Raw genomic sequence first — 21,471 nt, forward strand, 5'->3', positions numbered from 1 at the left:
TAGCAAAAAGGATGAGATAAATCACATGAATCTATCCAATATAAAAAAAGAATATAATGCAGTATTCAGCTTAGGACAAAACTGCTGGCCTGCTTGGGCTTTATATCAATTCTATTTATCACCCTTTTTTGGCGTTATCGATTTTATGCTAAGCCCTTCATTAGAAAAAGTGAATGTATTATTACAAAATCGATTTGACCGTTTTTTACAGTTCGAAAACTTATCCTTCATCTCATTTTGGGATGATGGTGCGAAATTAAGACTCCGTGACAACCTATATGAAATCGACTCCTGCCACGACTTTAAAACAGATGTAAACACACCAACATCTTGGCCTTCTTATACAGAAATTAAGTTAAACTATGAGCATCGAATTCATCGTTTTCTAACTACAATGGAAACGGCAGAATCCATATCGTTTATTCGAACTGGAGGAACATACGAAGAAGCACGTTCCTTGGAACAAATTTTATCTCAAATAGTTAAACATACATTCTCTGTCCTATTACTCATTCCTGAAGATGTACCAACTATCGCCCAAGAAGATTGGGGATTACAAAACATTTGTGTTATAAAATGCCCTATTATGGATGTATACCAGTACAATGAAGCATTTTGGAATGATTTATTTGATGGGATCACGATTAGACCGCAAGCTTAAACACGATACTTTTTATTACACACTGCCTTATAATCATCCTTATACAAAAGAAATAAGGAGTGATTATATATGTATCCACGTGCAAAAGCTTTTGGCATTGCTATACATCACGATCGCCTTCTCGTACAAGAATATCATACAGGCGATGAAACATATTACCGACCTCTTGGCGGTTCAATTGAACTTGGTGAAAAATCAGCACATACCGTTATTCGTGAATTTAAAGAAGAGCTTCATACAGAAGTGGAAATCACCAATTATTTAGGCTGCTTAGAAAACATCTTGCATCTTGATGGAGAAGTTGGTCATGAAATCATTCAACTATATTCTTTACGCTTATTAGACACATCACTATATGAAATGGAAATACTGAATATACAAGATGAGCAAACAGCATCATATGCGAAATGGATTCCCATGACAGCATTCATTCAAAAAGAGAAAGCACTATATCCAGATGGAATCTTGAAATATATCCAACAAAAAAAAGACGAAACCCTATAGGATCTCGTCTTTTTTCATATAGTATATTAACCAATATCTCCAAGACGTAGTACGTCACGAGCGATCATAACTTCTTCGTCAGTTGGAATTACGATAATTTTTACTGGAGAGTGTGGGAAGCTGATGAATGCTTCTTCACCAAATACGTTATTACGTTTTACGTCGAAGTATACACCCATGTACTCAAGGCCTTCTAATACGCGCTCACGAATAACTGCACTGTTTTCACCGATACCAGCTGTGAAGATGATTGCGTCTACACCTTTCATACGAGCTGTGTAAGAACCGATGTATTTGTGGATACGGCTTACGAATACATCAAGTGCTACTTTCGCACGGTGGTCGCCTTCTTCTTCTTTCGTGATGATGTCACGTAGGTCACTAGAGTAACCAGTAAGACCTAACATACCACTCTTCTTGTTTAATACGTTAACTACTTCTTCTACTGTTTGGCCTGTTTTTTCCATGATGTATGGAATTAACGCAGGGTCAATGTTACCAGAACGTGTACCCATTGTTACACCAGCAAGTGGAGTGAAGCCCATAGAAGTATCGATAGATTTACCGCCTTCTACTGCTGCGATACTTGCACCGTTACCTAAGTGACAAGAAAGTAAGCTTAAGCTTTCAAGTGGACGACCTAATAATTCAGCCGCACGCTCAGTTACGTATTTATGAGAAGTTCCGTGGAAACCGTATTTACGGATGCCAAATTTCTCATAGTACTCATATGGTAAGCTGTATAGGAAAGCAGATTCCGGCATTGTTTGGTGGAATGCTGTATCGAATACTGCTACTGCTGGTACGTTTGGTAATACTTCTTGGAATGATTTAATACCAACAAGGTTTGCTGGGTTATGAAGTGGTGCTAAATCGCTTAATTCTTCGATATCAGCTAATACTTCATCAGTAATTAAAACAGAATCAGCAAATTTTTCGCCGCCGTGTACAACACGGTGACCGATACCGCCAATCTCATCAAGAGATTTTACGATTCCGTTTTCAGTTAATTTCTTAAGAAGCATGTTAACTGCTACTGCATGATCTGGGATGTTTGTAATTTCTTTTTGTTTTTCGCCATTTACAGTAATTGAGAAGACACTATCTTCTAAACCGATACGTTCTACTAAACCTTTTGTTAATACTGTTTCACTTGGCATTTCAAATAATTGGAACTTTAAGGAAGAGCTTCCTGCGTTAATCGCGATGATTTTTGACATCTAGTCTTTCGCCCCTTTTTCTCTTGGTAGTTGTGTGGATATGTCCACAAACCGCTCGATTTTATCTAATTAAATTCACTCATTATGAAAACGTTTCATCATTAGTAAATTTTATACTCACGATTTTAATTTAAACATCGTCCGACATATATTTCAAGTGAAAAAATTGTAACACCAAGAAAAAATATATATTACAGATTTCAAAAAAATTCAGTTTAATCTAGTATATATTTAAAAATATGACATATCATATAAAACTGTACTACATGAATTACTAACCCTGTTACATATACCTTGCCTTATTTGTGGGTTGCAAACCAAGTATTTAATTGATCCATAATGTTCTCCATCGCCTTCATGTTGGAGAATTTAGGTAACTCCACTAATAACGCCTGTTTTGGCATTGTTACACTAGGACCTTTCTTTTGGAGAACAAATATACTTTTTGCATTTTTCTCGTTTTTAAACATGGAAACAGGTAGCTGTAATAGCCCTTGAATAAAACATGTTTCTTTAATAAATGCATGTAATTTTGGTGCTTGATCACTTTCAAAAATGAAGTTTGGTACTAGGAAGAATAAGTACCCGCCTTCTTTCGTATGTTTCACACTTTGTTCAATAAATAGGTGATGGGCATACGACATTCCTTCATCTGCTTTTAACTTATATTCACTTGCACCGATTTCATTTGGATAGTAACCAATCGGTAAGTCTGAAACGACTGCATCAACCGGATCGATATAAAGTGGCGCTAGTCCATCTTGATGGAAGAATTCGATTGCATGCTTTTGTAAATTCGCATTTACTAAAGCAAGTTTAATTAGCACTTCATCCACTTCTACACCAAATCCACTCATTGCTATTCCTTCTTTGGCGCTATTAAATACTGTAGTCATTAAGTTACCTGTTCCAATTGCAGGATCTAAAACAGTAATTTCGTTTTGCCCTTGCATAAATTTATGGAATAAGTAGCTCATGAACATTCCAACTGCATCAGGCGTCATTTCGTGATTCGCTTGTACGCCTTCTTTCATTCCTTTTAAAATGGCTAACTGAAATGCTTTACGAATTTCTTCACCTTTATATGTTTCTTCATTAAACGTACTATATTCACGATTCAGCCTTTCAATTGCTGATTCGGATAATTCCTCTTGTAAAATTGCTCCTTCAAACAAGTTATTACCTGTTTCTACAAGCGCCTCTAAATATGTTACATCTAATTCTTTACGTAAAACTACCGCAGAAGAATCAAAAATAGAAAATAATGTTTCTACTGTCTGACTCACGTACATTCCTCCTTCTCTCTTTTACACATAACTTATATCATACCACAAAGTGTTTTTTTCCAAAAAGAAAAAGCGACCTCCTGCAAAGAGCTCCCCTTTAAGTTATATATGATATAACGTTTTTTCTCATATATTGGTACCATTACGCAGCAATACATGAGAAAAAACGACCTCTTTATAAGAGGTCATTTCTTTCACATTATTTTGCCGCTTTAGCTGCTTCTAATGCTGCTTCATAGTTTGGATGGCTTGTACCTTCGCTTACGTACTCTGCGTAAACTACTTTGTCGTTGCTATCTACTACGAATACTGCACGAGCAAGTAAACGAAGCTCTTTCATTACTAAGCCGTAAGCTTCACCGAATGAAAGGTCACGGTGGTCAGAAAGTGTTACAACATTTTCTAAACCGTTTGCTGCACACCAGCGTTTTTGAGCGAATGGTAAGTCAGCGCTAATTGTTAATACTTTTGCGTTTTCAATACCTGCTGCATCTTGGTTAAAACGACGTGTTTGTGCATCACACACACCTGTGTCGATTGAAGGTACAACACTAATTAATTTTACTTCGCCTTTGTATGTTTCTAAACTTACTGGAGATAAGTCATTTGCTAATACTTGGAATTTTGGCGCTTGATCGCCAACTTTAACTTCTGTTCCAACTAAAGTCATTGGGTTACCTTTAAAAGTTACGTTTGCCACTTGAAAATCCTCCCTTATTTAAACAAAATATGTACAATGTAAATGATAGTTTGTCCCTATCGATAATGCAAATAAAATCGCTTTATTTACAAAAAAATTAAAGAAGCTAATCCATTGATTAGCTTCTTATTTGTTAAATTTGAAATTCAGGATCGTCTTCTTTTCGTTTATCCATCATTTCCTTCACTTTATCAACAGCTTGTGGCGCTAATTCAATTATTTTATCGATGACGTGTGTTTGCTTATCTAAATGCAACACTTTTACACCGTCTCCATTTATAACAAGAAAAGCAACAGGATTAATAGAAACTCCTCCACCACTTCCCCCGCCAAATGGATGACGGCCTGAATGTTCTACTTTTCCAAATTCACTTCCACCAGCAGCGAATCCGAAACTAACTTTCGAAACGGTAAGAATTACACTTCCATCTGCCGCTTTAATCGGATCACCAACAATTGTATTTACATCAGTCATTTGTTTTAAATGCTGCATTGCGGTTGTCATTAAACCTTGAATTGGATGGTCCATTCTATATCCCCCCTATGCTTGAACAGATTTTTCTGTCATACCAGATCTTTGCTTCCTCATAAACACAAGTAATTTTACCGCTGTTTTTACAGTACGGAATATACGAAAAGATGCTGTTAACTCACATCTTGATGCAAATCCTTTCCCTTGAAAAACAGGGGTAATTTCAAATTCTGGTACGTCGACAATATGCATATATTGTCCTACAACTCCAGCAGCCATTCCTTTTGTCCCCCATGCATATCCAGTGACAATTCCAGTGCTAGCTGCGTCGCCTGCTCCAATTTGCGTGTGCCATTTCCACCCATTGATTTTCACTCGTTTGAGAAAATCTTTAACAATAGTATGAACTTCTTGTAGCTTTTTTATCAGCTCCCCCATACTATCAAGTTGCGCCATAATTTTATTATCTAATCCACCGTCTTTTTCAGCTTTTTCGATTTTCTGCCCTGTCTTTTTCTGTTGTTTTTCAATTCTTTCCAATACATCAAACGTATATCGAATCATCCATATTTTCACTTGAAACAAACATTGCTTTTCCATTTCTGAATATAAAAATGTCACTTTAAGCTTTATTTTCGACAATAGTATAAGCAAAATAAAAAGGAGAAGAATTATTATTCCAATCACGAGCCACTTCATACGTATCATCCTTTCACTCCGTACCCATTATCGACAAGTTTATTCATCATTAAACAGAATCCTTTAAGATTGAATATAAAAATTTTTCTAAAAATAAAAAAAGGATTTTGACATTTTATATCGAAATATATTATTTGAACATATCTTCAAGAACGTATTTGGATGATATGTAGCACGAAAAACAGAAAATTTAACTGCAGTGGAGGGATACATAATGGCAGATCGTCGCAATTTATTTTTCTTTTATGGTGATGACAAAGCAACGCTCGTTGAAAAAATGAAACCAATCTATCGTATTTTAGAAGAGAATGGATTCACCATATTAGATAATCCAAAAAATGCAAACGCTATCGTCAGTGTTGGAGATGATGCAACTTTCTTACAAGCCGTTCGTAAAACTGGTTTTAGAGAAGATTGCTTATACGCAGGGATTTCTACGAAAGATGAAATTTCGTTCTACTGCGATTTCCATATTGATCACGTTGATACAGCCCTTCAAGAAATTACAAAAAATGAAATTGAAGTGCGAAAATACCCAACAATTCAGGTAGATGTAGATCACGGTACATCTTTCCATTGTTTAAATGAGTTCTCATTACGTTCTAGCATTATTAAAACATTCGTAGTAGATGTTCACGTTGATGATCTATATTTCGAAACATTTAGAGGGGACGGTTTAGTTGTTTCTACCCCAACAGGAAGTACAGCTTACAATAAATCGTTACATGGTGCGGTTGTTGATCCGCTCATCCCATGCTTCCAAGTAAGCGAACTCGCATCATTAAATAACAACACATACCGTACGCTCGGTTCACCGTTCATTTTAAATCACAAGCGTACATTAACTTTAAAACTAAAACCAAACGGTAACGATTATCCTGTTATCGGTATGGATAATGAAGCGCTTAGCATTAAACAAGTGGAAAAAGTTGTTGTACGCTTAAGCGATAAACAAATTAAAACAGTTAAATTAAAAAACAATTCCTTCTGGGAAAAAGTACAGAGAACGTTTTTATAGTATTAAAATAACCGCCGAATTACGGGATTCCATAATTCGGCGGTTATTTATTTCTCTCGCTACCGGCCACTATTCTTGTCATTTTTTGTCGGTAAGTCGATATATTTTCACGCGTCTTTCCTATACACAATCTTCCCATCAATTACGGTCATTTCTGCTTGTACTTCTTTTATTTCTTCTGCCTCTATTTCAAATATGTTTCGATCTACTATGGTAAAGTCTGCCTCATATCCTTTTGCGATTTTTCCTCGCTTCGTTTCTTTTCCGATTGCATAGGCACTTCCTGTTGTAAATAAAGAGATAGCTTCATATACCGTTAATCTTTCCTCTGGCATATAGCATACACCGTCAATAAAACTTCTACGTGTAACAGCGCTATATATGCCTAAAAACGGATTCACTTGTTCAATTGGTGCGTCAGATCCACCATTGCAGTGTAATCCTGCTTCTAGTAACGTCTTCCACGCGTATGCATAACGAAGACGATTCTTGCCTAGTTTTTCAATGACTGATGGGAAGTCCGATGACACAAAGACGGGCTGAATATCAATAATAGCCGGTAAATGTTTCATTCTCTCAATCAACTCTTCACGAGCGAGCTGACAATGAATAATGCGGTCGCGTAATCCTTCTACTGGTGGATATAATTCAAGTGCATCAATAACATACTGGAGCGATAAATCACCGATTGTATGAATCGCTACTGACATATGTAAATCTCGTGCCTTTTTCACTAACTCCGCAAGCTCTTCACGTGAGAAAATTGCAACTCCATTTGTTTCCTCCGCATCTTCATACGGTTCACTTAATAAAGCTGTTCTTCCGCCAAAAGAGCCATCAGAAAAAATTTTCATCGCCCCAAATTCAATATAATGCTCATTTTCATATTCTTTTCGTTCACCTGCTACTTCATGGTGAACGAGTAAATGTGCTTTAAATGACATTTCCTTTATAACATGAGAAAAAGCATTGTGCGTTTTTCTAAAACCACCGTAATAATTTAAATCTTCCGTATGCCCGCCAACGAGTCCATATTGCCAACAATTTTTAATTGCTGTTTGCAGGGCTCTTTGTAAATAAGCTTCATCAATTTCCGGCTGCACATGTTTAATTAATTCTTGCCCTTGTTCATATAAAAGGCCTGTTAACATATTTAATGAATCCCGGCCGATTTTCCCGCCTTTCGGGTCTTGCGTCATTTCTGTTATGTTCGCCTCTTGCAATATGTATGAATTCACCCATGTAACGTGGCGACAAACGCGCTTTAATAAAATGGGGTGTTCTTTAGAGATTTCATCTAGATCACGTACGTGAACTTTTTTTGTATCTGTAAAATTATTTTCATTCCAGCCTTCTCCAATAATCCAAGAACCTTTTGGCGCTTCTTCTACTCGGTTCTGAACAAGAGTCAACACTTCGCTATAAGATGTACAATTTGATAGATCTAATCGAAGTAATCTCTCCCCATGACCAATCAGATGCATATGACTATCAACGAGACCTGGAATCATCGTTTTGCCTTCTAAATCGTGAAATTTAACCGTAGCATATCGGTCTTCTAACTCTTCTTTACTCCCGACATCAACGATCATGCCCTTTTCAACATAAACAGCGTCTACTTTTTCATTCTCTTCTCGCATCGTGTAAATGGTGCCGCCATACCAAATTTCTCCCATATATCCCATCTCCTTTGTATTTATTGTATAAAAAAAAGCACCATTTCAAAACATGGTGCTTTTCTAAAAATTACTTTTGCTCAGTAGGATTCGTTGTGATTTGCCATTCAATGCTAAATTTATCTTTTAGTTGTCCGTATGCTGGGCTCCAGAACGTTTCTTGAAGTGGCATAATAACTTCTCCACCCTCTTGTAACTTTTCGAATACTTCTTTCGCTTTTTCTGCATTACTAATTTGAATTGCGATTGTTACTTGAGATCCGATTGCATGCCCTTGACCTGGGAATGTATCAGAAATCATAAGGTCCGTATTACCAACTTTTAAAGTAGCATGTAAAACGCGCTCTTTTGCTTCAGCTGGAATCGGGTATTCTGGATTTTCAGGCATATCTCCAAAAGTTTGCATGACTTCTACTTTTGCGTCTAACGCCTCTTTATAAAACTGTACAGCCTCTTGCCCACTACCATCTAAAACTAAGTACGGATTAATCCCTAAAATCATACGGACACCTCTTTTTTAAATTTATAAAATCGAACTTACGTTCGTTTTTATCTTATCATTGTTTGCCATTTCATTCAACTATTTCCTTCACTGTTTTCAAAATTATTTTGACGGAATCTCCATCTCTTGTTTTCTAAGTTCAATACGGCGAATTTTTCCGGAAATCGTTTTTGGTAGTTCATCTACAAATTCAATTTTGCGAGGGTATTTATATGGTGCAGTGAGTTCTTTGACGTGTTGTTGGAGTACTGGGATTAATGTTTCTTCGTTCTTGTCTATATTCTCTCTTAATACGATAAATGCCTTCACGACACTTCCGCGAATTTCATCAGGGCTTGCGACAACCGCACACTCTCTTACGTAAGGATGTTTTACGAGCGCATCTTCTACTTCAAACGGTCCAATTGTATAACCAGAGCTAATAATAATATCATCACCGCGCCCTTCAAACCAGAAATAGCCTTCTTCATCTTTCTTCGCTTTATCGCCGGTAATATAATAATCACCGCGGAATTGCATCGCTGTGCGCTCATCGTCTTTATAATATTGTTTAAAGAGGGCTGGCGTTTCAATGTGAACTGCAATATCACCAACTTCTCCTACCTGTACTGGAATACCTTCCTCATCTACAATATCAACGTGGTTGCCTGGCGTTGGTTTTCCCATTGATCCTGGTCTAATATCCATCCCTTTCATTACACCAACAAGCAATGTATTTTCCGTTTGTCCATAGCCATCTCTCACTGTAATATTAAAGTGCTTTTGGAACGTTTCAATGACTTCCCTATTTAACGGCTCACCTGCGGATACAGCGCTATGTAACGCTTCTAAATTGTACTCACTTAAGTCCTCTACTTTTGCCATTAATCTATACTCAGTCGGCGTGCAACACAGCACGTTCACCTTATTATCGTCTAACAAATTTAAATATGTTTTCGGTTCAAATTTACCGTTGTATACAAATCCTGTTGCACCTGATCCGAGAGTTGCTAAAAACGGGCTCCAAATCCACTTTTGCCAGCCTGGACTAGCCGTCGCCCATACAACATCATTCACTTCAATCCCGAGCCAGTTTGGAGCGCTCGTACGTAAATGAGCGTATGCCCATGCATGCGTATGAACAACACCTTTTGGATTTCCTGTCGTCCCTGACGTGTAAGATAAAAAGACCATATCTTCTTTATCTGTCGTTGTCATTTCTAACAGGTCACTTTCTGTTTCTAACGCTGTTTTTAAATTAATCCATCCATCTACTGACTGCTCGCTCAGAACGAATTTTTGAAGAGATTTCATCGCTTCTATATCATCAAACTGCCCAATGTACGGCTCATAACTTACGATTGCTTTTACTTCCCCGTGCCCAATACGATATTCAATATCCTTCTTGCGCAACATTTCCGAACTCGGAATTACGACAAATCCCGCTTTAATCGCAGCGATATACGTCATGTATGCTTCAATTAAACGTGGCATCATAATGAGGAGCTTGTCCCCTTTTTGGAGACCACTCTTTATAAAAGCGTTTCCAATTTTATTCGCACCTTTCATTAACTCAGCGTATGTAACTTCTCGTCTATTCCCTTTATCATCTTGCCAAATTAAAGCAAGCTTCTCTTTATCACTTGTATATTTCTCTATTTCAGAAACTAAATTATAAGACGGCGGCGCCAACAATTCTTCTCTCTTCATACAATATCCTCCTCCATTTCTATGCCTCCCTTATATAATAAAGAATTTTCAGTTAATTTTGAACCCTCTTCTTTTGACAAATTTTTTATGTCTATGTCGAAATAAATGTATAACGGTGCAAACAACAAAAAGAAAGAGCGGGAGAACCCGCTCTTTCTAAGCCATCATATATGGGATTATTTTTGGAAACCGCCTAATTGTTGCTCAGCTAGTGAAACTAGACGTTTAGTGATTTCGCCACCAACAGAACCGTTAGCGCGAGATGTTGCATCAGCTCCAAGTTGAACACCAAACTCTTGAGCGATTTCGTATTTCATTTGATCTAATGCTGCTTGAGCACCAGATACTGCTAATTTATTTGTGCTTGCCATGTTGTATCACCTCCTTGTGAGTATAGAGTGTGATAAACAACATGACTTCATACATATTTTAGATATGGTAATTTATGGTTTTAGAAAAGTTCTTCGAATTTTTCTTCTTCCGCCACTACTTCTACCGTTTGTAATACCATTGTTTCTTTGTTCGCTACAGCTTCATCGATTAATGGTGTGAAATCGTATTTCGCTTCAAAACGATTCGCTTTTTCACGCTTCGGCTTCGTCGCTGGGCTTGCTGGTGTGAATACTGTACAGCAATCTTCGTACGGACGAATTGAAATATCATATGTGCCGATTTCTTCAGCAATTTTAATAATTTCTAATTTATCCATCGTAATAAGTGGACGAATAACCGGATAGTTTGTTACTTCGTTAATTGTATGCATACTATCTAACGTTTGGCTTGCTACTTGCCCAAGACTTTCACCAGTCGTGATTGCAAGTGCATTACGCTCCTCTGCGATACGCTCTGTAATACGCATCATCATACGGCGCATAACTGTCATTGAATAGCTAGATGGAATTTCTTTATTAATCGTTTTTTGCACTTCTGTAAATGGAACAAGGTGAAGCGTTACACGTTTACAGTACTTCGTTAACTCTTGTGCTAAATCGATTACTTTTTGTTTTGCACGCTCGCTTGTGAAAGGTGGGCTATGGAAATGAACTGCTTCCACAGACACGCCGCGTTTCATCGTTAAGTACGTTGCTACTGGGCTATCGATACCACCAGAAAGAAGTACCATTACTTTTCCGCCAACGCCAACTGGTAAACCACCAGCTCCCATATGCTCACCACACATAATATAGCTGTAACCACTGCGAATTTCTATACGTACATTCACATCTGGATTATGAACATCTACTGTGATATCCTCTGTATTTTCTAAAATGTGTCCACCGATTTCTGGAAGTAACTCCATCGTCTTCATTGGGAAGCGCTTATCAGAACGGTGCACTGTAATTTTAAATGTTTTCACATCACCTTTTACTTGTAAGAAAGCTGCTAATGCACCTTTTTTAATATCTTCTAATTCTGATGGTACTTTCATCGCTAAGTTAAACTTATGAATACCAAATACATCTTTCAATCTTTCAGAAATTGCTTCATGGTCTTCGCCATTTAATTGGATGTACATACGATCATGCGTTGCATCGATTTTAATATTTGGGAACTTTTTCAGTTTAAACTTTACGTTATCTTTTAATGTGCTTACAAATTTAGAGCGGTTCTTACCTTTAGTCGTCATCTCTCCATAACGAACTAAAATATATTCATATGTCATCATATTCCTTTACCTCATCACTTCATGTAATTTTGGCATCGTCTCTTTCACAATACCTTCAAATTGTTTTACTTCTTCCATCGTGTTTTCTGGTGCCAAACTAATGCGAATAGCACTTGCAGCAGCGGCATGGGGTACTCCCATTGACACTAACACTCTGCTCACTTCATTTGCTTTTGAAGAACAAGCAGACTTCGTCGATACATATACACCGTGCTCTTCTAAAGCATGAACGACCACTTCTGGTTTTAAACCAACAAATGATACATTTAAAATGTGCGGTGCTGCATATGCAAGCGACGTATTGATCGTTACATCTTCCATCTCTTTAAAGAAACGGACAAGCTCTGTTTGTAAATTGTGCAAATGAGCTATCTTTTCTTTCACTTGTTCCATTGTCATGCGAAGTGCTTTCACCATCGCTACAATGCCAGGTAAGTTTTCTGTACCAGAGCGATATTTAAACTCTTGTTGACCACCTGATAAAATTGGATCTAACCTTACGCCATCACGTACATAAAGAAGACCCGTTCCCTTTACACTGTGGAATTTATGTCCAGATATTGAGCAAAGATCAATATGAGAAGCATATAAATCAAGCGGTACTTTTCCTATCCCTTGTACATGGTCCACATGGAATCTTATTTTCGGATAGTTCGATAATAACGTTCCAATTTCAGCAACAGGCTGAATTGCTCCAGTCTCGTTGTTCACATGAATAATTGACACAAGAATCGTATCTTCACGAAGTGCTCGTTTTACATCCTCTACCGATACAACACCATGCTCATTAACCGGTAAATATGTTACATCAAAACCGAGATCTTCTAATTGTTTATATGCTTCAAACACAGACGCGTGTTCAATATTTGTTGTAATGATATGTTTACCGCGCGAACGATTCCTCATCGCTATTCCTTTAATCGCAAGGTTATTCCCTTCCGTTCCACCTGATGTGAAAATAACCTCAGAAGGTTTAACATGAAGAAGCTGCGCTGCAATCGTTCTTGATTGTGTTAATAGACGCTCTGCCTCTCCCCCAAGCGAATGAATAGAAGAAGGGTTTCCAAAATATTTTCCAGCAACCGTTACGTACGATTGAAGGGCTTCTGGATATGGCTTCGTCGTCGCACTATTATCAAAATAGATCATCGTTCTTCCCCTTTCAGCGCTATCACATCATATAATCATATCACAAATACGTGTAATTACGCTAAGACTACTCAAAGGTTCCATTTTATCCCGATTGTGAAGGCCGATAATTAGCGAGGATGACCCTACTGACTACAGTTTCACTATATTTTAAAACGAATAACCTTACTGTATTCCGCTATTCATTATAGCAACATCGTCCCCAAAATTACACAAAAAAACAAACCCTTATGAAAGGGTTTGTTCATTGTCTACATATTCAGCTATTTTTTGAACAACGCCAGGTTCAAGTTGCTCTAGTATAGAAGCCGCTTGTTCTAAAGCTGCATCGTATTGATATTCACGGAATAATTTCTCCGCATAATTTAAGCTCTCTGCAAGGTTCTCATCATGACTGCGGTAACGATTACCGTATTGAATTAATTTTTCAACTAAATACGCTTGTCCAATTAACTCTTCTGTCATTTCAGCTACACCATTAACAGTTGTGTACGCTTCTTCTAAACTGCTATTTACAGCGTTCATATTTAACGGTTTCACTTCTAACTGTTCATATACAGCTTGCATTGCCATTTGTCCTCTTTTTAAATCTTCCATAATGCTTTCTGGAAGACCTGGCAAATTCGACTTTTTCATAAAACGTTTCGTTTCAAAAATGATATTTCGCATTTCTTGTAACTTCTCACGCGCTTCAAATTCTTCTTTACGCATCGTTTGCAACATTTCTTTATATTCTGCATGAAGTACTTTTAACGTTTCACATTGCTCATAAACCTCTTCTAGTTCCTCACGAATAATAGAGAAGGCAATATCTTGTTCCGCAACGCGTAATTGCAGCATTTCAAAACGTTTCATCAAAATGTGCATTTGCTTTTCAATTACTTTTTGAGACTCAATGTCCTTATCTTGTAACTGATAACTTTGTTTCACAAGTTGTGTTTCTGCTTTTGTTTCAATCGTTTCAATGCGAATTTCTTCTAAGTCTTCATAAACAGAAAGTGTTTTTTGCTCCACATAATGTCTCGCATGTACTTCTTGTTCCAGTTGATCATAGAAGCCATCTAAACGCGTTTTTAAGTTTTCTACTTTTTCAGCTGCTTCCGTTATATGAAGCTCCTGTATATCCATTAAACATGTTTGTAGTTGTGTCGTCATATCACGAACTTCTTTAGGGACTTCCAAATACTCTAATACATAACCTTGTCTTACCATATCATTATGTCCGTGTAATAAATCTTCCAGCTGAACTGGTAACGTCGCTTGACACTCTACCAATAAATCTGGAATTTGGTGAATAATGATTTCTAAGTTTGCCAAACCTTCTTCCAAACTAATAACAATTTCTCTCGCTTTTAAATAGTCGCCATTATCTGTTGCCTCTTCAAAGCTTTTAAACTTATTAGATTCAGCGTCTAGCATTTCTTCGATTTTCTGCTCTGCTGCTCCATACATATGTCTATGAGCAAGAACACTCTTCTTCATACTACGATATGTATCACGTAACCCTTCAATTTCCGAGCTATTTTTTTCATGGCTTTCTAACAATTGCTGTAATTCATTTAAAATGTCTGTAATACGATTATCAGCGTCATCTAAACCACTTATGGATTCATTCATCGCATGCTTTGCTTTTCGGAAGGAGAATTGCGAGGCGAATTTTCGCGCTTGCGCTAAATCTTTGTCTGCTTTCGGAAGGGTTGTTGATACAAGCTCATCCCATTCTTCACGCCATTTACCAAACAGTTCTTCTGTTTGACCTGTCATATTTAAGTCTTTCACCCGTTTTAGTTCATCTGCCACAGGCTTATCTTTTATCTCTTGTTTCCACTGCTCCAGTGCTTCAATATCTTTATATGAACGATTTCTTATCACAAGCTCTATCATGAGCAGCACTAGAATAGAGCTTACTACAATGATAACGATCGTCAGGATAGAATCCATGCAAAAAAGCCTCCTAGTTATATCTCTTTTTTTGTCCGTTCCGTTTATGAAATGGAAGGCATTATGTATAAAAAGGGAATCCCCCTATATTTAACAACTAACAATGTACTAATCATACCATGTAATGGCTTGTTTTTGACCTAGTTTTTTTTAAAATTTCATGTTTCTTTCAATGCAATTGTAATCTTTCTCAATCTTCTGTTTGGATTATCTCCCATCATCAAATGATTGTAATAACAGGTTCTCTTTCATATGAGATACGAAATAAATTTTGCGCACAAGTGGTGGCTCAATTAAAATCGCATGCACATTTCCTTGCTTTACCGCTTGCTCTACTGCCATTTCTGGAAGTAACGTAATACCAAGTCCAGCTCCGACCATTGCAAGCATCGGTTCTGCATAAGAAGTTTCAAATGCAATGATTGGTTTCGCACCTATCCCTTGAAACATATTCGTAATCATTTTCCTTACATCACAAATTTCTGGATATACGATTAACTTTTCATTTTGCAAATCTTCCATTCGGATTACTATTTTCTCTTTATAAAGATGATCACTTGAAACTACACAAACAATTTTTTCTTCTCGCATTTCTTTTATACACGTAGCGTCTTCTACTACTGAATCGACGAACATCGCTTCAATCTTCCGCTCTTTAAAGAGTCCCATTAGTACTTTCGTATGCTCAATTTTCCATTCTACTTCGAATTCTTCACCTAATACATCTTTACATTTTGATATATAATGCGCTGCTAAACTTGGCAATATGCCTATAGAAATTTTCCGCTTCTCTTGAAAATTCTTCATTTCGGCTTTCACTTCATGGATGTGTTCCAAAATCGGTAACATTCTTGTTATAAATAACTCTCCAGCTTCTGTTAATTCCACTCCTTGCGCGGAACGCTTCAGTAAAGTAACCTCTAAATCCGCTTCTAACCTTTGAATTTGCTTACTAAGCGCCGGTTGAGAAATATGTAAAAGCTTACTCGCCTTTGATAAACTTCGCGTATTCTTCACTTCAATAAACGATCGTACTGCTTCCAAATCCATCGTACACACCTCTAACAAAAAGTTATAACTGTCATAAAAAATCGATATTTCCCTCTATAAACAATTACTCTTTATACTTATTTCATCAACTTACTATAACGAAATGAAAAGGGGAAAGATACTCTTGGACAAAAAACAAATGCTACTCGGATCCCTCCTATGCTTACTTGCCGTAACGGCTTGGGGATTTATGTTTCCTGTCATGGCAAATGCTCTGCAGTTTATCGATCCGTTCTTCTTCACAACTATCCGATACGGATCAGCAGCTATTATTTTTCTTATTTTGCTATTCATTACTGAAGGAAAAACTTCACTCCACTTAGAAAAAAGAACACTTTCGTTATTCTTTTACGGAACAGTCGGTTTCGCTGGATATGGTTTTCTCATTTTTTACGGCCAACAACTTGCCGGGCCTTCTGGGGCCATTCATGCTGCAATGATTCAATCTCTTATGCCGCTCATCGCTTTATTATTGCAGTGGATAACAAAAAACAAACGCCCACAAAACTACACATTCCTTTGTATGTTCGTTGCATTGCTCGGTGTTATGCTTGTCATTTCAAAAGGAAATATTCACTTTTTATTTGGAGCTGCCAGTCACCTCTCAACAAATATACTTATGCTATGCGGCGTTACTTGCTGGGTCATTTATACGAACGGTGGTGCTCGTTTTCAATCTTGGTCACCACTTCGATATACGACGTTAACTTGTTTATTCGGCTCGGTTTCACTCATCGTTATCGTCACTTTCTTCACTTACACAAACATCGTTACTATGCCGTCACTTCGTACCATTATGAGCGTTCGTTTTGAACTCTTGTATATGTCGATTGTTGCAGGTGTTATCGCTGTATTTTGCTGGAACACAGGAAATCGCTATATTTCATCTATTAACGGCATATTATTTATGAATTTAGTTCCTGTACTTGCACTTATCGGTTCCATCTTTCGAGGTTATACAGTCGACAAAATTGAAATTGCCGGAGCCTCATTAACAATTATCGCGCTATTATGCAACAATGTATGGCAAAGGAAAGAAAGCACAAAAATCCCCACCTCAGTTCGTTAGGTGGGGATTCTTCACATATGAACAGCTCTTGGTAATTCATAGTATATATTCGTTATACATAATGTGTGTTCCATCCATTGTTCAATTTCTTTCGTGTACATTTCTATGAAAAATGTCTCAGACGGAAAAGAATGCAGCACTTCTGATATATATTGCGGATATAAAAACGGCATATTCATCATGCCTTTTAATTGCGTCATAAACATTGTAAAAGATACCTTTTTAAATTCTTGCTTCATTTGTCCATGCTTTATAATTTGCTCTATATAATATCTTTCTTTAGAAAAGTAAATGGTCATCACTTCGCGAATTAATGTCGTATCAAGCGAAAGCTCTCGGTAAAAGAAACGTGTCAATTCCCTATTTTCAAATTGATATCGTAAAATCCCACGCACCATTTGCACCATCATATCTTTAGCCGACAAATATTCTCTCTGTTCAAAGGACGTTTCAATCACATGAATATATCCTTCTAAAAAGTCAGTAATAAGCTGTTCTAATAAACCTTGCTTTCCAGCAAAATAATATGAAATATTCGCTACATTCACATCCGCTCGCTTTGCAATTTCTCGCACCGACGTTCCATCATAACCTTTCGTGTTAAACAACGATATTGCCGCATCAATTACTTTTTGTTTCGTCTGTTTCATGCGCTCACTTCCTCTCACTGAACAGCTATAGTTTAAATTTCTTGACTTTTAAGACAAATTCCTTTAATTTTCTATCGACAAAGTCATGTGAAATACATCGTATTTTGCTAATATTTTACACATCTCGATAAAAAGGGAGTTGTTTCCATGTTTACAAAAGAAAGTTATGCAGGTTCTCGTGAAGAACAATACGAGACAGTAATTAAACAACTGGATGCATTATTAACTGGCGAACCGAACGTAGTCGCAAACTTATCAAATGCGTCCGCATTATTAAATCAATTTTTAGATCGTGTGAATTGGGTTGGCTTTTATGTAACAGAAGGAAATCAGCTTGTTCTTGGACCTTTCCAAGGAATGCCTGCTTGCGTGCGCATTCCATTTGGACGAGGCGTTTGCGGCGCAGCAGCTGAAACAAAAACGACGCAGCTTGTAGCAGACGTTCACCAATTCCCAGGACATATCGCTTGCGATAGTGCTTCTAATTCAGAAATCGTTGTACCGATCGTGAAAGAAGGAACTGTCATTGGTGTACTTGATATTGATAGCCCTGAAAAAAATCGTTTTGATGAAGTAGATCAGCGCTATTTAGAAAAGTTTGTGGAAACACTCCTAAAACATATTTAAAAAAGAAAAGAGTGAGTTATCGATTGCGTACATCACGTACGAAACCGATAGCTCACTCTTTTTTATTGATTACTAACAGTAGATATTTTCTTTAATGCCTGCTCTAAATCAGAAACGATATCCTCCCATGATTCTAAACCGACAGATAAACGTATTAAATTATCGTAAATGCCCATTTCTTGTCTTAGCTCAGCCGGAATCGCAGCGTGCGTCATCGTTGCCGGATGCTGAATTAACGTTTCTGTATCCCCTAAACTTACGGCAATTGTAATAAAGTGAAGGTCATTGATAAACGCTTGTGTCTCTTCTTTTCCGCCTTTTACTGAAAAAGAAATCACACCGCCGCCCCGTTTCATTTGGCGAGATGCTAACTCACCTTCTGGATACCAAACACCTTCTACCGCATCATGATTTTTCAGGAACGATACAATTTTTTCTGCATTATCACAATGGCGGTCCATTCTTACCGCCAACGTCTTTAATCCGCGTAACAATAACCATGCATCAAACGGCGCCATAATACCGCCGATATCTTTTCGCATCGGGCGAATTTTTTCAGCTAACGCTTTCGTTTTACAAATCGTTACACCCGCCACAACATCGCCGTGACCGCCAATATATTTTGTCGCACTATGCACAACTGCATCACAACCAAGCTCAAGTGGTCTTTGTAAATAAGGTGAACAAAACGTATTATCAACAATGACAAGTAAACCATTTCGCTTCGCAACCCGAATTACTTGTTTTAAATCAATTAATTTCATCGTTGGATTAATCGGCGTTTCAACGAAAATAAGCTTCGTATTTGGACGGATTTTATTTTCAATATCAGCCTCTGTCTCCATATCACAAAACGAATGCGTAATCATAAATTTCTCTTCTAACACTTCTAAAAATCCGTACGTGCACCCATATAATCCATTTGAACAAATAATATGATCTCCAGCTTTTAGAAAACCAATTAACGTTGCGGAAATAGCTGCCATACCGGATCCGAAAGCAAGTGCTTCTTCTCCTCCTTCTAACACCGCCATACGTTCTTCAAATAATTTTACAGTTGGATTTCCAAGTCTTGAGTAAATATAAGATGGATCCACTCCCGCAAAACTCGCCTCTCCTTGCTGCGCAGTCTCAAATGTAAATGTAGACGTTTGAAATAGCGGTGGTGTTAAACTTCCTTTATGTTCCTCAGATGTATAACCGTGATGAATTAACGCTGTCTCCATATGCTTCTTTTTCATAAAAACATCCCCTTTTATGTTTTTATACCGCATATTCATCAACAAAAAATTAATGAACATTTTTTACTACATTTTATGTAAGCGTTTTATTTGTGTTTCTATCACTTCTTGTATATCGTTTTAAATTCCTTCTTATTAATTTCCAAAATTTATATGCATAAAACAAAAACGTACCCGCTTGACGAAACTCTAGGTAAAAGATATAATAGCGTTTGTGTAAAATAAAAAGGCAGCCTTGTAATGTGAGTTTATCGTTTGTATTTTGTTCCTCTACGGAGGTGTATCTCGTAACTCCCTGCTGCTGGAGCGAAGGTACATGAAAACAAAATGCCCGTAAATATCGATTACGTCTGTTTTTATTTTACGTAAATAAAAACATTTTTAAAGGAGGAGTCAACTATGGCTCGTTATACAGGTCCAGCTTGGAAACTGTCTCGTCGTCTTGGAATCTCTCTAAGCGGCACAGGAAAAGAATTAGAAAAACGCCCTTACGCACCAGGTCCTCACGGTCCTAACCAACGTAAGAAACTTTCAGAATACGGTTTACAATTACAAGAGAAACAAAAACTTCGTCACATGTACGGCATGACTGAGCGTCAATTCCGTCGCACATTTGACCAAGCAGGTAAAATGCCTGGTAAGCACGGCGAAAACTTCATGATCCTTCTTGAAGCTCGTCTTGACAACCTAGTTTACCGTATGGGCTTAGCTCGCACTCGTCGTGCAGCTCGCCAATTAGTAAACCACGGCCACATCACAGTTGATGGATCTCGCGTAGATATCCCATCTTACCGTGTAAAACCTGGTCAAACAATCAGCGTTCGCGAAAAATCTAACAGCCTTGTTGTTGTTAAAGAAGCGATCGAAGTTAACAACTTCGTACCAGAATACTTAACTTTCGATGCTGATAAATTAGAAGCTACTTACACTCGTCACGCTGAGCGTTCTGAGTTAGCAGCTGAAATCAACGAAGCATTAATCGTAGAGTTCTACTCTCGTTAATGACAAAAAGCCAATCCTCTGGATTGGCTTTTTTCGTTTATATATAAAATAAAATTATTTATTTTCCTCTTTCTGCACATATACATAAGCATCTTTCTGCTCTTTATGTACATCAACCTTCGAATTCTCTGCAAGCTGACCCGCATTTAGCAAAGAAAAAATAATGAGCGCTTCTAGTGACATTTTGTTTTACCACTCCTTTCTATTTGTTATACATTTATCATACCGCTTACATGTGATTTCCGTATGAATTCGAAAAGGAGATTACAACAAAAAGGTTACAGGAATATGAATGCACGCTATAATAACCATAAAATAGGAGGTTGATTCATTTTGAAAATAAACCAAATGGTTCAATTAGGTAGTGCATGTATGCTTTTTATTACTTCCGCGCTTATTAATTGGTATCAGGGAAGTAATTTAATAGACTATCCCGATGAATGGAAATATAGCGCTAAGTTTACGAATTACTTTAAAGGCACCGTTTCAAATTACCAAGATATTTATCAAATCGATTTCTTTATATATGCGGCAAAATTTTATCCAACAGCATTTATTGTTATGCTCATTAGCTTACTTTATATGATCGTATTAATTCTTCATATTCTATTTACAAGAACTGGTGAGACAATCTAAATTCATACATAAA

Annotated in this window: 23 protein-coding genes; 7 read left to right on the plus strand and 16 right to left on the minus strand. The window is 37.3% G+C overall.

The features are described 5' to 3' along the window. The first annotated feature begins 25 nt into the window (after positions 1-25). Both MKX31_RS21100 and MKX31_RS21105 read left to right on the plus strand, forming a co-directional pair. A complete protein-coding gene (locus MKX31_RS21100) occupies positions 26-661 on the plus strand; it encodes a DUF1796 family putative cysteine peptidase (RefSeq protein ID WP_088048013.1) in 636 nt (211 codons plus the stop codon). Between the two features lie 69 nt (positions 662-730). Further along, positions 731-1,165 (plus strand): NUDIX hydrolase, encoded by a 435-nt coding sequence (locus MKX31_RS21105; protein ID WP_088048012.1) that lies wholly within the window; start codon positions 731-733, stop codon positions 1,163-1,165. A 26-nt stretch (positions 1,166-1,191) separates the two neighbouring features. Here the strand turns inward: MKX31_RS21105 and ackA are convergent, their stop codons facing one another. The 5 genes from ackA to MKX31_RS21130 all read right to left on the minus strand — a co-directional run bounded on the left by ackA (position 1,192) and on the right by MKX31_RS21130 (position 5,551). After that, positions 1,192-2,385 carry an acetate kinase gene (ackA, locus tag MKX31_RS21110; protein ID WP_064474582.1) on the minus strand — a complete coding sequence of 398 codons (1,194 nt, stop codon included), beginning with the start codon at positions 2,383-2,385 and terminating at the stop codon, positions 1,192-1,194. Between the two features lie 299 nt (positions 2,386-2,684). After that, a complete protein-coding gene (locus MKX31_RS21115; protein ID WP_142315006.1) occupies positions 2,685-3,671 on the minus strand; it encodes a class I SAM-dependent methyltransferase in 987 nt (328 codons plus the stop codon). A gap of 199 nt (positions 3,672-3,870) precedes the next feature. Next, positions 3,871-4,371 carry a thiol peroxidase gene (gene tpx, locus MKX31_RS21120; protein WP_000024522.1) on the minus strand — a complete coding sequence of 167 codons (501 nt, stop codon included), beginning with the start codon at positions 4,369-4,371 and terminating at the stop codon, positions 3,871-3,873. 133 nt (positions 4,372-4,504) lie between these two features. Continuing rightward, positions 4,505-4,900, minus strand: coding sequence for a GerW family sporulation protein (gene ytfJ / locus MKX31_RS21125; RefSeq protein ID WP_000350003.1), 396 nt, complete (start codon positions 4,898-4,900; stop codon positions 4,505-4,507). 12 nt (positions 4,901-4,912) lie between these two features. Then, positions 4,913-5,551, minus strand: a complete 639-nt coding sequence (locus tag MKX31_RS21130; protein WP_064474581.1) for a DUF2953 domain-containing protein — start codon at positions 5,549-5,551, stop codon at positions 4,913-4,915. Between the two features lie 205 nt (positions 5,552-5,756). Between MKX31_RS21130 and MKX31_RS21135 the strand changes: the two genes are divergently transcribed. Then, complete coding sequence (locus MKX31_RS21135) at positions 5,757-6,560, plus strand: NAD kinase (RefSeq protein WP_064474580.1); 804 nt, start codon at positions 5,757-5,759, stop codon at positions 6,558-6,560. A gap of 107 nt (positions 6,561-6,667) precedes the next feature. On the opposite strand, the gene MKX31_RS21140 is transcribed toward MKX31_RS21135, so the two are convergent. The 8 genes from MKX31_RS21140 to MKX31_RS21175 all read right to left on the minus strand — a co-directional run bounded on the left by MKX31_RS21140 (position 6,668) and on the right by MKX31_RS21175 (position 16,233). Beyond that, complete coding sequence (locus MKX31_RS21140) at positions 6,668-8,236, minus strand: amidohydrolase (protein ID WP_222654772.1); 1,569 nt, start codon at positions 8,234-8,236, stop codon at positions 6,668-6,670. A gap of 70 nt (positions 8,237-8,306) precedes the next feature. After that, positions 8,307-8,738 (minus strand): VOC family protein, encoded by a 432-nt coding sequence (locus MKX31_RS21145; protein WP_088048009.1) that lies wholly within the window; start codon positions 8,736-8,738, stop codon positions 8,307-8,309. A 102-nt stretch (positions 8,739-8,840) separates the two neighbouring features. Next, on the minus strand, positions 8,841-10,427 hold the full coding sequence (gene mbcS / locus MKX31_RS21150; protein WP_149173673.1) for an acyl-CoA synthetase MbcS: 1,587 nt from the start codon (positions 10,425-10,427) through the stop codon (positions 8,841-8,843). Positions 10,428-10,603: 176 nt separating this feature from the next. Continuing rightward, a complete protein-coding gene (locus MKX31_RS21155; RefSeq protein WP_000168890.1) occupies positions 10,604-10,798 on the minus strand; it encodes an alpha/beta-type small acid-soluble spore protein in 195 nt (64 codons plus the stop codon). An 80-nt stretch (positions 10,799-10,878) separates the two neighbouring features. Further along, positions 10,879-12,093, minus strand: coding sequence for a tRNA uracil 4-sulfurtransferase ThiI (gene thiI / locus MKX31_RS21160; RefSeq protein ID WP_000989277.1), 1,215 nt, complete (start codon positions 12,091-12,093; stop codon positions 10,879-10,881). A 6-nt stretch (positions 12,094-12,099) separates the two neighbouring features. Next, positions 12,100-13,242, minus strand: a complete 1,143-nt coding sequence (locus MKX31_RS21165) for a cysteine desulfurase family protein (protein WP_098101983.1) — start codon at positions 13,240-13,242, stop codon at positions 12,100-12,102. Between the two features lie 228 nt (positions 13,243-13,470). Beyond that, on the minus strand, positions 13,471-15,183 hold the full coding sequence (ezrA, locus tag MKX31_RS21170; protein ID WP_340981487.1) for a septation ring formation regulator EzrA: 1,713 nt from the start codon (positions 15,181-15,183) through the stop codon (positions 13,471-13,473). A gap of 207 nt (positions 15,184-15,390) precedes the next feature. Next, complete coding sequence (locus tag MKX31_RS21175) at positions 15,391-16,233, minus strand: LysR family transcriptional regulator (RefSeq protein WP_064474574.1); 843 nt, start codon at positions 16,231-16,233, stop codon at positions 15,391-15,393. Positions 16,234-16,357: 124 nt separating this feature from the next. Here MKX31_RS21175 and MKX31_RS21180 point away from each other — a divergent pair, with 124 nt between their 5' ends. Next, positions 16,358-17,302 carry a DMT family transporter gene (locus MKX31_RS21180; protein ID WP_000358804.1) on the plus strand — a complete coding sequence of 315 codons (945 nt, stop codon included), beginning with the start codon at positions 16,358-16,360 and terminating at the stop codon, positions 17,300-17,302. Between the two features lie 11 nt (positions 17,303-17,313). Here MKX31_RS21180 and refZ read toward each other — a convergent pair whose 3' ends face one another. Further along, positions 17,314-17,952: a forespore capture DNA-binding protein RefZ gene (gene refZ / locus MKX31_RS21185; protein WP_000814940.1), complete on the minus strand. Its 639-nt coding sequence runs from the start codon at positions 17,950-17,952 to the stop codon at positions 17,314-17,316. Between the two features lie 147 nt (positions 17,953-18,099). Between refZ and MKX31_RS21190 the strand changes: the two genes are divergently transcribed. Beyond that, a complete protein-coding gene (locus MKX31_RS21190) occupies positions 18,100-18,579 on the plus strand; it encodes a GAF domain-containing protein (RefSeq protein WP_098101984.1) in 480 nt (159 codons plus the stop codon). Positions 18,580-18,641: 62 nt separating this feature from the next. Here the strand turns inward: MKX31_RS21190 and megL are convergent, their stop codons facing one another. Next, on the minus strand, positions 18,642-19,820 hold the full coding sequence (megL, locus tag MKX31_RS21195) for a methionine gamma-lyase (RefSeq protein WP_000726585.1): 1,179 nt from the start codon (positions 19,818-19,820) through the stop codon (positions 18,642-18,644). A 399-nt stretch (positions 19,821-20,219) separates the two neighbouring features. Between megL and rpsD the strand changes: the two genes are divergently transcribed. Then, positions 20,220-20,822, plus strand: a complete 603-nt coding sequence (rpsD, locus tag MKX31_RS21200; RefSeq protein ID WP_000135322.1) for a 30S ribosomal protein S4 — start codon at positions 20,220-20,222, stop codon at positions 20,820-20,822. Positions 20,823-20,876: 54 nt separating this feature from the next. On the opposite strand, the gene MKX31_RS21205 is transcribed toward rpsD, so the two are convergent. Beyond that, a complete protein-coding gene (locus MKX31_RS21205) occupies positions 20,877-21,005 on the minus strand; it encodes a hypothetical protein (protein ID WP_000050944.1) in 129 nt (42 codons plus the stop codon). A gap of 150 nt (positions 21,006-21,155) precedes the next feature. Between MKX31_RS21205 and MKX31_RS21210 the strand changes: the two genes are divergently transcribed. Then, positions 21,156-21,458 carry a YjdJ family protein gene (locus MKX31_RS21210; protein ID WP_088048002.1) on the plus strand — a complete coding sequence of 101 codons (303 nt, stop codon included), beginning with the start codon at positions 21,156-21,158 and terminating at the stop codon, positions 21,456-21,458. The last annotated feature ends 13 nt before the right edge of the window (positions 21,459-21,471 follow it).

The organism is Bacillus sp. FSL M8-0063, from assembly GCF_038005545.1.
Lineage (GTDB): Bacteria > Bacillota > Bacilli > Bacillales > Bacillaceae_G > Bacillus_A > Bacillus_A wiedmannii.

Bases quoted from the DNA above. Each gene is read 5' to 3' on its own strand.
- MKX31_RS21130 (WP_064474581.1), bottom strand. From the start codon at position 5,551: ATGATACGTATGAAGTGGCTCGTGATTGGAATAATAATTCTTCTCCTT.
- ytfJ (WP_000350003.1), bottom strand. From the start codon at position 4,900: ATGGACCATCCAATTCAAGGTTTAATGACAACCGCAATGCAGCATTTA.
- MKX31_RS21205 (WP_000050944.1), bottom strand. From the start codon at position 21,005: ATGTCACTAGAAGCGCTCATTATTTTTTCTTTGCTAAATGCGGGTCAG.
- MKX31_RS21175 (WP_064474574.1), bottom strand. From the start codon at position 16,233: ATGGATTTGGAAGCAGTACGATCGTTTATTGAAGTGAAGAATACGCGA.
- mbcS (WP_149173673.1), bottom strand. From the start codon at position 10,427: ATGAAGAGAGAAGAATTGTTGGCGCCGCCGTCTTATAATTTAGTTTCT.
- thiI (WP_000989277.1), bottom strand. From the start codon at position 12,093: ATGATGACATATGAATATATTTTAGTTCGTTATGGAGAGATGACGACT.
- ezrA (WP_340981487.1), bottom strand. From the start codon at position 15,183: ATGGATTCTATCCTGACGATCGTTATCATTGTAGTAAGCTCTATTCTA.
- refZ (WP_000814940.1), bottom strand. From the start codon at position 17,952: ATGAAACAGACGAAACAAAAAGTAATTGATGCGGCAATATCGTTGTTT.
- MKX31_RS21105 (WP_088048012.1), top strand. From the start codon at position 731: ATGTATCCACGTGCAAAAGCTTTTGGCATTGCTATACATCACGATCGC.
- MKX31_RS21140 (WP_222654772.1), bottom strand. From the start codon at position 8,236: ATGGGAGAAATTTGGTATGGCGGCACCATTTACACGATGCGAGAAGAG.
- megL (WP_000726585.1), bottom strand. From the start codon at position 19,820: ATGAAAAAGAAGCATATGGAGACAGCGTTAATTCATCACGGTTATACA.
- MKX31_RS21155 (WP_000168890.1), bottom strand. From the start codon at position 10,798: ATGGCAAGCACAAATAAATTAGCAGTATCTGGTGCTCAAGCAGCATTA.
- rpsD (WP_000135322.1), top strand. From the start codon at position 20,220: ATGGCTCGTTATACAGGTCCAGCTTGGAAACTGTCTCGTCGTCTTGGA.
- MKX31_RS21190 (WP_098101984.1), top strand. From the start codon at position 18,100: ATGTTTACAAAAGAAAGTTATGCAGGTTCTCGTGAAGAACAATACGAG.
- MKX31_RS21145 (WP_088048009.1), bottom strand. From the start codon at position 8,738: ATGATTTTAGGGATTAATCCGTACTTAGTTTTAGATGGTAGTGGGCAA.
- MKX31_RS21165 (WP_098101983.1), bottom strand. From the start codon at position 13,242: ATGATCTATTTTGATAATAGTGCGACGACGAAGCCATATCCAGAAGCC.
- MKX31_RS21100 (WP_088048013.1), top strand. From the start codon at position 26: ATGAATCTATCCAATATAAAAAAAGAATATAATGCAGTATTCAGCTTA.
- MKX31_RS21135 (WP_064474580.1), top strand. From the start codon at position 5,757: ATGGCAGATCGTCGCAATTTATTTTTCTTTTATGGTGATGACAAAGCA.
- ackA (WP_064474582.1), bottom strand. From the start codon at position 2,385: ATGTCAAAAATCATCGCGATTAACGCAGGAAGCTCTTCCTTAAAGTTC.